We start from the raw sequence: 10,044 nt of genomic DNA on the forward strand, positions 1-10,044 counted from the left end.
CCGGCTTATATGGTGTGGGCGAATGCTCCGCATTTCCCATGATCGTGGGCGAAACGCAGGACACCTGCCTGGTGCTGGCCCGGGATTTCGCAGCGCTATGGAAAGAGAAGGATGCATTGGATATATCTGCTCGCCTGGCGGAACTCGATGCATTCATTGCCGGAAACACGACGATCAAAAGCGCATTTGACATGGCGCTGCACGACCTGGCTGCCAAGCATGCCAACGTGCCGCTTTACCAATACCTGGGCGGCATTGTGCGGCCCATCGTAACGGATATCACGGTTGGGCTGGACAGTCCGGAGGCCATGGCCGATAAGGCGCTGGCGTTCCGTAACCAGGGAGCGGAGGTACTTAAAGTGAAACTCGGGAAAGACCCGGTGGACGACATTCGGCGCATCCGGGCGATCCGCGAGGCGGTTGGCGATCAGTTACCCATACGGATCGACGCCAACCAGGGATGGGACTACCCGCAGGCCTGCATGGCCCTGCGCGGACTACAGGCGTTTGACATCCAGTTCTGTGAACAGCCAATGCGCCGGTATAACGATCACCTGCTGCCACGTCTGCGAACAGAAACCGCCATCCCCATCATGGCCGACGAAAGCTGTTACGACCACCGGGATGCCGAACGCCTGGCGGCGGCCGGTGCGTGCGATTACATTAATATTAAGTTTTCCAAATCGGGCGGCATTGCGGAAGCGCTGCGCATCCAGGATACAGCCGCCGCGCAGGGCATCCCCTGCATGATCGGCGGCATGCTGGAGAGCCGTATCGCACTGTCGGCAAAAGTCCATTTTGCCTATGCTGCCCCCAATGTCCGGTTTTTCGATATGGATACCTGCCTGCTGGGTCACCTGGAAGATCCCGCCGTAAACGGCGTACGGTTCGATGGCTACCGCCTTTCACTGCCCGACCTGCCCGGCATCGGTGCGGATGCCGATGCGGATTTTCTCCGCCGGTGTGCGCATTGGTCGGTCTAATATGGCCTTCCACATATCCCTGCGAATCCCTACCTTTGCACGTTGTAACAGACAGGCTATTATTAATAAGTGATTACGATTAACAAGCGATTACGATGAACGCAACAAAAAAGGGACCCATATCCCAATTCCTTGAGAAGAATTACCTGCATTTCAATGCCGCGGCGCTGGTAGATGCCGCAAAGGGATACGAGGCACACCTGGATGCCGGCGGGAAGATGATGATTACCCTGGCCGGTGCAATGAGTACAGCCGAACTGGGCATTTCGCTCGCCGAAATGATCCGTCAGGATAAAGTATCCGTCATCAGCTGTACCGGGGCAAACCTCGAAGAAGATATCATGAACCTGGTTGCCCATTCCCACTATAAGCGGGTACCCCATTACCGCGACCTGAGTCCGCAGGACGAATGGGAATTGCTGGAAAACCATTACAACCGCGTTACGGATACCTGTATCCCGGAAGAGGAAGCATTCCGACGCATCCAGCAGCATATCCACAAGATATGGAAGGAAGCCGAAGCGGCAGGAGAACGGTACTTTCCCCATGAATACATGTACAAGCTCCTGAATAGCGGTGTGCTTACCCAATATTACGAAATTGACCCTAAAAATTCGTGGATGCTCGCGGCCGCGGAGAAGAACCTGCCAATCGTTGTTCCGGGATGGGAAGACAGTACGATGGGCAATATCTTCGCCTCGTATGTGATCAAGGGTGAACTGAAAGCCTCAACCATGAAAAGCGGAATCGAATACATGGCCTACCTGGCTGACTGGTACATTAAAAATTCCGGAGGCAAAGGCGTCGGCTTTTTCCAGATTGCCGGTGGTATTGCGGGCGATTTCCCAATCTGTGTCGTACCGATGCTTTATCAGGACATGGAAATGAATGATGTTCCGTTCTGGAGCTATTTCTGCCAGATATCGGATTCCACGACATCTTACGGCTCGTATTCCGGCGCGGTACCCAATGAGAAAATCACCTGGGGTAAACTGGATATTGATACACCCAAGTTCATTGTGGAATCCGACGCAACGATTGTCGCTCCCCTGATCTTCGCCTGGGTACTCGGCCAGTAACCTCGCTAACCCGTCAGCGTATGGCCTCATCCAATATACAGACTGCCGATCCCACGGCGCTGGGCTACCTCCTGAATGAAACCATTTTCGGGATAGCGGAAGCCCGGCTGCCCGGGCCGGACGGTGGGGGAGACCCTGAAACGGAATCGCCCCATTTCGTCTTTTACGGTGAGAATAAACGCCGGTATCTTTTTCTGGTTGAGGACCGGCACCATGAGTGGATGTCGGTGCCGGCGTTGGACGCATTCTCCCGGACACTGGCGGCACTGAAATTATCGGCCGATGATATTGCACTGCTGAATTTGGCCCGGTTGCCGGAAGTTCCGCCGAAAACACAGCTGACCGCCTTTTTCCAACCGCGGGCAGTTGTCCTCCTGGGCGCCCCGCCAGCCGTATTCGGACTGGAACCTGGCGTATCGGGACAGGTGGTGGATAGCGACGGACTGCCGGTCCTGCGGACGGCGGCATTCGATGAGTTGCTGACCAACGACGAAAAGAAACGGCAGTTCTGGACTGCCATAAAACAGTTACTGGTATGATAACCCTTGTATTTGCCACTAATAACGCCCATAAGCTGGAGGAAGTGCAGGCCGTCGTAGGCGACCGGTTCCGCATCCTGACGCTGGCCGAAGTGGGCTGTAACGACGATATCCCTGAAACCGGGAATACATTTGAAGCCAATGCCGCACAGAAAAGCGCATACCTGCAGGCCCATTACGGATACGATTGTTTTGCCGATGATTCGGGCCTGGAAGTAGATGCACTTGGCAATGAGCCGGGTGTTTTTTCAGCGCGTTATTCCGGCTCGAGGGACATGGAAAAGAATATTGACCTATTGCTGCATCGGCTGGGTGAAAACCCGGATCGGCGCGCTCGTTTCCGTACCGTTATCTCGCTGCGTATTGGCGACCGCGAATATTTCTTCGAGGGGTCGGTGGAAGGCGATATTGGCTTTGAGCGCAGGGGAACCGGCGGCTTCGGCTACGATCCGCTGTTTACGCCACGGGGATTCAGCAAAACTTTTGCTGAGATGACCGCCGCCGAAAAAAATGCCATCAGCCACCGGGCCATTGCGGTGGCCGGGCTTGCGGATTTCCTGCAGCGCCATTATTAGCCGGTTGGGACGGCCATGCCGATGGCCGCATGCCCGGCTCCGGTTCGGAAGGGGGCCAAACATTTCCGCCGATCCATTGTTGATAACCATAATAACCTCAAATCAATCGTTATGGCAAGAACATTCGGAATCATTTTGGTCGTCATTGGCGTCGTGATGCTCGTGTGGACCGGTTTCTCATTCACCCGGAAAGAAAAGGTCGTGGACCTCGGACCGGTGGCGATTTCCGCGGATAGGAAAGAACAGGTTAACTGGCCGCCATATGTAGGCGGGATTGTGCTGGCTGCAGGTGTGGTGTTGCTGCTGATACCCGCGGGAAAGCGGACACGGTAACGGTATTGGGCGGAATGGAATTTACACGATGCAGTTGATGGACCGGAACCCCATGCTTCGCTGGCTTATCTGTGCAATTTCGCTGGGCGGGATAGCGGCCTGCCATACCGCAACGGAACGCCGGACGGAGGTTTCCGCTGAAAATGATATTGCGTCGCAAACGGCCTGTTACCGTTATGTCAACGGACGCGATACCGTGCACCTGCGGCTGGTTATCGACCGGGACAGCGTGAATGGTACCCTCCATTTCAGAAACTACCAGGTGGATGGCAGCAGCGGCTCGGTGAGCGGCCGGTTCCGCGGCGATACGCTGGTTGTGTTTTACGATTTTTTCGCCGAGGGGATGCATAGCGTCACCGAGGAAGCATTTCTGGTGCAGGGCGATACCTACATCAGGGGATTCGGCGAACGGCAGGAAACAGCGGGAATCCATCGTTTCATCGACAGCCGTGCCATTGATTTTTCCGATGGCCAGGCGTTTCATCCTGTCCCGTGCGCGGCGGACCGCGCCGATTAAGTGGTCATGATCAGGTAACCGATGAGCAAAACACCGATTACCAGGATTAAACCGACCATGCCGTACAGCAGGCCGGAGGTATGTGCATATACGCCCCGATCCAGTTGCCGGGCGGTCTGGCGGTAGCGGAACAGCGCCAGCACCAGGCACAGCGCCCCCGCGGCAACAAGTAAAATGCCGATGGGTGCGGTATACCCGTACTGGGGCAACGGCATCTGCTGTCCCAGCATCAGGCCCACCTGCCTGACGAACAACGAAAATTTAACGACAACAAAACCGAATGCCATAATCCCGATGGCAGTCCGCACCCAGGCCAGCAGGGTACGTTCATTGGCCAGGTGATCGTTTACGTGCTGTTTAACCTGCTGTTTTTCCTCGTTTATGTTGCTATTCATTATGTACCTCCTGTAAAAATACGGACGGCCCGGCCGGCCGGTTAAATATGCCTGTTAAAATGCTCCACCGCTCCGCCGTGGCTGGCGGATAACCGGCCAGTTACCCGGTTTCCCGTCTGCGGCCGCCGGAAGCACCCGCTGTTCGCGGTTAACCAGTTCAGGCTCTTCGCTGGCCCGGTAAGCCAGTACCGCAGCGAGAATAACGTTGTATTTCAGGTCATCGAACACCAGTTTGTCATAGGTGTCCAGGTTGGTATGCCACGTAATCGTGGAATATCCCCACGAAAGGGCGCTCAGCATAAAGGCCGGAATACCCGCTGCGACGAAGGAGGCGTGGTCTGACCCACCGGTGGGCGGCATACCGGGAAATGCTGTTTCGATATCCCCGCGTACATCATACGGAACGGCGGCAAGCCACCGGCCCAGGAAATCGTAAGCATGAAGAAACCCGGACCCATTGATGCTGGAGACACGCCCGGTGCCGTTATCGAGGTTAAAAACCGCCTGCGTTTTGCCTACGATATTGGGGTTATCGAGCACAAATGCGCGGGAGCCGTTCAATCCCTGTTCTTCACTGCCCCAAAGGCCGATCAGGATTGTTCTTTTCGGATTGGGCAGTATTTTTTTTAATATCCGTGCCGCCTCCATCATGGCGATGGTACCGGTGCCGTTGTCGGTTGCCCCCGTTCCGCCTTCCCACGAATCCAGGTGGGCCGATAAAATAACATACTCCTCGGGTTTTTCTGTACCCTTAATTTCGGCGATGGTATTGAAGATCGGGACCATGCCGCGTTCGTTGGATTCCGTGGTGATGCGTATCCGCGGATGATGGCCGCTTTCGGCCAGGCGGTATAGCATACCGTAATCTTCGAGCGAGAGATCCACGGTGGGAATTTCCGTTGTCCGGGCGCCGAAAATCTTGTTTGATCCGAATTCCCGCGACCAATAAGACGTTACAATCCCCGCCGCTCCGGCTTCTTCCAGGACACTGGGCAGCGAATATTCGGAGATTTCCATGAGGCCGATTTTCCGCATCCGGTTTACCCAGGCTTCCGTTTGGGCGGTCCGGGCTTCCTTTAACCGGTCAAAAGATGCATCGCGGGCATATTCCTCCCAATTGTGATCCGGCCGGCCGGTCAGCTGAGGCATGGATATCAGCACATGTTTCCCCTTCACCTGGGGCAGCCATGCGCGGAATGCGCTGGAATCGGCAAAATCGGGTAGCGTGATCGCCTCCCCCTCAACGGCCCGGCCGCCAGTAGAAGGACTCCATGCCAATTGGGTGCCTGCCAGGCTTTTCACCCGCGGGTAAACCAGGTCAATATGGGAAATGCCGCGCTCCCAGCCACGCCATTCTCCGAACGGCTCATTGCGGGCGGGTATGCCCCAGCCTTCGTACGTCTTCACCGCCCATTCGTGGGCGAGGTCCATCTGCGGTGTTCCCACCAGGCGGGGACCGATCACATCCAACAGTTCATGGGCCAGCTTTTCCAGCTGGGAGTTTTCCGTGGCCTCCGTCACGATCTGCGTCACCAGCGGATCGGACGATGCCGTTCCCTGCTGACTGGCAGCCAATAAAGGGGTAAGCAGGAAAAGCAGGTGCAGCCAGATCGAACTGGTCCGGTAGCCGGGTATTGGAATCAAATGGTGATTGATCATGGTATTATCTTTGGTTGAACAAGGGATAAAGCTCCTGAAAATAATCGGGATAAGCGAATTTTCCGCACCATCCGGTATGAATTTTTTCATTTCCTGCATCCGGATCGACGTCCGGTATGCCGTATGTTAACTGTTTACAGGAGAGGCATGACGCCGGACCGCTGTGGTCCGACCCGGTTTCGAAATGGAACCTGACCATATTCTGTGAGTTTCCGGAACGGGACAGGTAAAGCGTTGCACCGCGCTTTCTTCGGAGTGAGTCCAGGGTGAGTCCAGGGTGAGTCCACAGTGAGTCCAGGGTGAGTCCACCTTTTGCCGGTAAATACCGGACTCATGGTGGAAGCACGGTGGCCTGGCCGTTGACTTATTCCGAAGCAGGTAGCACGAAGATACAGACTTGCCCACTTACCATATCCCGGGGAATTGCTGATGCGGGACTCATTGTCCGAAGTAAGCAAACAAAAATAGCCAACCCGGATCATTTCTGCAGGAAACGGATGCCGCCGTATCGTACGGGAATAAAAAACTTCTTTTATATTCGCCTTCTGGTAATGGCATACACATCGTTTCACAGACCGGCAACCGGGTTTTTTAGGGATTAATTCAGGTGTGGACGGCCGGGCCGGGAACTGAACGGACAATAGCATGGCAAGAAAGAAAAACGTTTCATTGAAGGACATCGCCTTAAAGTCGGGCGTATCAACAGCTTTGGTTTCCTATGTGCTGAATGGCAAGGCCCAGCAAAGCCGGGTAGGGAAGGAGACAGCTGCGCGGATAATGCAGGTCGCCGAGGAATTAAATTACCAGCCCAACCTGATTGCAAAAAGCCTGAGGAGCGGGAAGTCATTTACGATCGGCCTGGTCATTGCCGATATTGCCAATCCGTTTTTTGCAAACATTGCCCGGATTGTCGACGACGTGGCCCGGAAGTATAATTACACCATTATTATCGGCAGCTGCGACGAAAATGCGGAAAAGTCGGCCAACGTGCTCCGGGTAATGATCAACCGTAAAGTAGATGGTTTCATTATCGTTTCCTCGGAAGGGTCGGAAGAACAGCTCCGTTACCTCCAGCAGCAGCACATCCCATTCGTGTTGCTGGACCGGCATTTTCCCCAGCTGAAAACAGATTATGTAGTAACCGACAACCACCGGGCTGCGTATGACGCGGGCATTCACCTGGTGGCCGGCGGTTACCGGAAAATCGGGATGATGGCCTACGATACCACACTGTTCCACATGCAGGAACGGATAAAGGGCTACCAGGACGCGTTGCATGACAGCGGGATTGTGCCGCAGGAAAGCTGGCTGCGCAAAATCAACCAGTTCAATGTCAGCGAGGAGATCAATGCCGCACTGGAAGAAATGCTCCGTGCGGACGACCCGATAGATGCCATGATTTTCTCAACGAATGACCTGGCGGTGAACAGCATCAAATACCTCAACCGGCTGGGTTTGAAAATACCGCAGGTTTTTGCAGCGGTGAGTTTCGGACAGGCAGAGTGGTTCGACCTGTATCAGTGCCCCATTTCTTATGTAAAACAGTCCGTCGACCTGCTTGCGACAAAGGCAGTGGAAATCCTGATTAAGAACCTGGACCGCACGGACGACAACCGGGTAGAGCAGGTGCGCATTAATGCAACGCTGGTGACCCGTGCGTCTTCCCGGCCCAAAGCGGAGGTGCTGTAGGACTTTACTGCATGCGTAAGCCATTTCATACGGTTACCAATGGAAACGAAATAGCCGGCTACCGGGCATCTGAAAGGCCTGCGATTAATTTATCGAGCGAAAAATTGCCTCCGCCCTGAATAAGGAGTGCGAGGCATATTCCAAGAACCAATAAATGGTACTCAAAACCTTCCTGGCCGGCAGGGAGCTTTCCAAACCAATTCATAAAAAATCCATGCGGGGCGTGTATGAAAACAATCATCCCGATAAACAGTCCGAAAAGTTCTATCGCTGCAATTCTTGTTCCCAGTCCAAGTAAGAGCATCAGTGTAGCGCCGCATTCAACGGTAATGGCCATTATCGCGGTAGCCGTTGATAACCCAGCTACCTGGGTCATGAAATGCATTTCACCCGATAATCCGGGACCGTTAAACCAGCCAAAGAGTTTTTGCGCCGCGTGAGGGAAAATAACACCCCCAAGCACCAGCCTGAGAAGCGTGCCGGACCAACCGGATTGCGTTGCGAAAATTTGTTCAATGATTACTTTGTCCATACGTTGTGAATTTTGTTGATGAACAAAGGTAGGCGTGTTCGTTAGGCTAAATCTGTGACATTTATCAAAAACGTCCGGTTATTGCACGGGATCATGTCATTGCCTTTTTAATAGTTGGCCCTTTATCCGGCTTAACGTCTCCCGGGTGATACCCAAATAAGCGGCAACATGCTGCTGTGAGATCCGTTGTTCAATCGAACCATACATCTCCCTGAACATGAGGTAACGCTGCTCCGCCGGTTTTTGAAGGTATAATATTTTAGTTTGCCACATTACGGACGACTGCTGTAATACCTGATGGAAATAACGCTCCAGACGGGGTATCTTCACAGACAAACAGGCTAAGTCCTCGCGGCTTATCCGCAAAACATCGGTTTCTTCTAATGCTTCGATGTAATAAATAGACGGGCGTTGCGAGTAGAGGCTCTGTTTGTCCGTAATCCACCAGTTTTCAAAGCCAAAATGGATGATGATCTCTCTGCCGTTGGGATCAACCTCATATTGCCGAAGCCCGCCTTTTATCACGAAGTATTCGTAATTGCAGACCTGCCCTTCGCTTAACAGGTAGTCATTTTTTTTCAATGTCCGCTGTTCGAGGGCAGCCTCAACAAGCTGAAGTTCGGCTGAATCAAGGGATATGTGTTGAGCAATATGGTCTCGTAAAAGTTCATTCATCGCTGTTATCATTTCACGTAGCGTTTAACCGTCAGATCATAACCCGCCATCCATCGGTTGCACCGCATGCAAATATTACCTTTAATAATGAAAATTCCGCAAGACAGGAGCCCGGCAAGCCGCTATTTTTTTTAAGGCATTAAAAGTCCGTTATGGCAAGCTACTTTCACCCTTTTTATTTTTTTAAAAAAAACATTAGAAAACTCTAAGCGAGTTAATACAGAGTAGATTACGTTAAGGAGGTTTGTTATAGGTAACGATTTAGTAATGGTGCTAACTGCACTCACTTTCAGTGGTTTTCTCCTTGTAACTCAGTGCAAATTTACAAAATATGAATAACATCTTTTGTGCTAAGCAGTTTTTTTTTGCTTTTTAAATTTGATATAAAACAAATCACATTCAGTATTATATAAAGAAAAGTAAACCTGAATAAGAAAAAAAATCTTACCCAACTTGGGGTCAGTGTTGAAATTATGGAAGCCTTTGTAGAAATGCGACGAATGCTTATCAGCAACGCTTCTTTGTTTCGTCGTTTGGATAAGATTGAATTGAAGCAGTTAGAAGCCGACCAGAAATTTGAAGAAATCTTTAAGGCTTTGGAAAGCGATAAACTCCATAGCGAAAAGGTATTTTCTATGATGGACAAATATTTGACGCTTATACCTTTATTTCTGATATTATCCGAAGTGCCAAAATTTCAACTATACTCATTGATAATTATGTTGACGATACAGTCCTCACATTGCTCGGAAAGCGTGATCAGTCAGTAACTGCCACGATTTACACCAAAAATTTCAGTAACCAATTACAGCTTGATCTGCAACGCTACAACAGCCAATATCCAGCTATTGAAATTGAGCTCTTCTCTAATGCCCATGACCGTTTTATTATTGTTGACAATACAGAACTCTACCATATCGGAGCATCGCTAAAAGACCTGGGCAAAAAGTGGTTTGCCTTTTCAAGAATGGATATTGAAGTGGGTAGGATGCTGCATATATTGGAAATATAATAAGCCTTCCGAAATGCGGAGGGCTTATTATATTTCATTTTTTCATCTAATTAAAA

The 10,044-nt window shown here is 51.9% G+C and carries 12 protein-coding genes; 8 read left to right on the forward strand and 4 right to left on the reverse strand.

From position 1 onward, the window contains the following. The 6 genes from ABWO75_RS12310 to ABWO75_RS12335 form a co-directional block, all read left to right on the forward strand. On the forward strand, positions 1-983 hold a 983-nt coding region (locus tag ABWO75_RS12310; protein WP_353185960.1), incomplete at its 5' end, for a mandelate racemase/muconate lactonizing enzyme family protein. A gap of 95 nt (positions 984-1,078) precedes the next feature. Then, the gene (locus ABWO75_RS12315; RefSeq protein WP_353185962.1) at positions 1,079-2,062 is read left to right on the forward strand and encodes a deoxyhypusine synthase family protein; all 984 of its coding nucleotides are present in this window, start codon (positions 1,079-1,081) and stop codon (positions 2,060-2,062) included. A gap of 20 nt (positions 2,063-2,082) precedes the next feature. Next, complete coding sequence (locus ABWO75_RS12320; protein ID WP_353185964.1) at positions 2,083-2,601, forward strand: hypothetical protein; 519 nt, start codon at positions 2,083-2,085, stop codon at positions 2,599-2,601. Continuing rightward, positions 2,598-3,176, forward strand: a complete 579-nt coding sequence (gene rdgB, locus ABWO75_RS12325; protein WP_353185966.1) for an RdgB/HAM1 family non-canonical purine NTP pyrophosphatase — start codon at positions 2,598-2,600, stop codon at positions 3,174-3,176. The genes ABWO75_RS12320 and rdgB overlap by 4 nt, the downstream gene beginning before the upstream one ends. A 111-nt stretch (positions 3,177-3,287) precedes the next feature. Continuing rightward, a complete protein-coding gene (locus tag ABWO75_RS12330) occupies positions 3,288-3,509 on the forward strand; it encodes a hypothetical protein (protein WP_353185968.1) in 222 nt (73 codons plus the stop codon). Positions 3,510-3,537: 28 nt separating this feature from the next. After that, positions 3,538-4,026, forward strand: coding sequence for a hypothetical protein (locus ABWO75_RS12335; protein ID WP_353185970.1), 489 nt, complete (start codon positions 3,538-3,540; stop codon positions 4,024-4,026). On the opposite strand, the gene ABWO75_RS12340 is transcribed toward ABWO75_RS12335, so the two are convergent. Continuing rightward, positions 4,023-4,421, reverse strand: coding sequence for a YidH family protein (locus ABWO75_RS12340; protein WP_353185972.1), 399 nt, complete (start codon positions 4,419-4,421; stop codon positions 4,023-4,025). The genes ABWO75_RS12335 and ABWO75_RS12340 overlap by 4 nt on opposite strands. A 54-nt stretch (positions 4,422-4,475) precedes the next feature. After that, complete coding sequence (locus tag ABWO75_RS12345; protein WP_353185974.1) at positions 4,476-6,080, reverse strand: M20/M25/M40 family metallo-hydrolase; 1,605 nt, start codon at positions 6,078-6,080, stop codon at positions 4,476-4,478. A gap of 645 nt (positions 6,081-6,725) precedes the next feature. Between ABWO75_RS12345 and ABWO75_RS12350 the strand changes: the two genes are divergently transcribed. After that, positions 6,726-7,769 (forward strand): LacI family DNA-binding transcriptional regulator, encoded by a 1,044-nt coding sequence (locus ABWO75_RS12350; protein WP_353185976.1) that lies wholly within the window; start codon positions 6,726-6,728, stop codon positions 7,767-7,769. A gap of 58 nt (positions 7,770-7,827) precedes the next feature. On the opposite strand, the gene ABWO75_RS12355 is transcribed toward ABWO75_RS12350, so the two are convergent. Both ABWO75_RS12355 and ABWO75_RS12360 read right to left on the reverse strand, forming a co-directional pair. After that, positions 7,828-8,301, reverse strand: coding sequence for a DoxX family protein (locus ABWO75_RS12355; RefSeq protein WP_353185978.1), 474 nt, complete (start codon positions 8,299-8,301; stop codon positions 7,828-7,830). Between the two features lie 96 nt (positions 8,302-8,397). Beyond that, on the reverse strand, positions 8,398-8,976 hold the full coding sequence (locus ABWO75_RS12360) for a Crp/Fnr family transcriptional regulator (protein ID WP_353185980.1): 579 nt from the start codon (positions 8,974-8,976) through the stop codon (positions 8,398-8,400). 742 nt (positions 8,977-9,718) lie between these two features. Between ABWO75_RS12360 and ABWO75_RS13635 the strand changes: the two genes are divergently transcribed. Further along, positions 9,719-9,988 carry a fic family toxin-antitoxin system gene (locus ABWO75_RS13635; RefSeq protein ID WP_502922404.1) on the forward strand — a complete coding sequence of 90 codons (270 nt, stop codon included), beginning with the start codon at positions 9,719-9,721 and terminating at the stop codon, positions 9,986-9,988. Positions 9,989-10,044: the final 56 nt, after the last annotated feature.

The organism is Parapedobacter lycopersici (assembly GCF_040395035.1).
Classification (GTDB): domain Bacteria; phylum Bacteroidota; class Bacteroidia; order Sphingobacteriales; family Sphingobacteriaceae; genus Parapedobacter; species Parapedobacter lycopersici_A.

Bases quoted from the DNA above. Each gene is read 5' to 3' on its own strand.
- rdgB (WP_353185966.1), top strand. From the start codon at position 2,598: ATGATAACCCTTGTATTTGCCACTAATAACGCCCATAAGCTGGAGGAA.
- ABWO75_RS12340 (WP_353185972.1), bottom strand. From the start codon at position 4,421: ATGAATAGCAACATAAACGAGGAAAAACAGCAGGTTAAACAGCACGTA.
- ABWO75_RS12315 (WP_353185962.1), top strand. From the start codon at position 1,079: ATGAACGCAACAAAAAAGGGACCCATATCCCAATTCCTTGAGAAGAAT.
- ABWO75_RS12350 (WP_353185976.1), top strand. From the start codon at position 6,726: ATGGCAAGAAAGAAAAACGTTTCATTGAAGGACATCGCCTTAAAGTCG.
- ABWO75_RS12345 (WP_353185974.1), bottom strand. From the start codon at position 6,080: ATGATCAATCACCATTTGATTCCAATACCCGGCTACCGGACCAGTTCG.
- ABWO75_RS12335 (WP_353185970.1), top strand. From the start codon at position 3,538: ATGCAGTTGATGGACCGGAACCCCATGCTTCGCTGGCTTATCTGTGCA.
- ABWO75_RS12330 (WP_353185968.1), top strand. From the start codon at position 3,288: ATGGCAAGAACATTCGGAATCATTTTGGTCGTCATTGGCGTCGTGATG.
- ABWO75_RS12355 (WP_353185978.1), bottom strand. From the start codon at position 8,301: ATGGACAAAGTAATCATTGAACAAATTTTCGCAACGCAATCCGGTTGG.
- ABWO75_RS12360 (WP_353185980.1), bottom strand. From the start codon at position 8,976: ATGAATGAACTTTTACGAGACCATATTGCTCAACACATATCCCTTGAT.
- ABWO75_RS12320 (WP_353185964.1), top strand. From the start codon at position 2,083: ATGGCCTCATCCAATATACAGACTGCCGATCCCACGGCGCTGGGCTAC.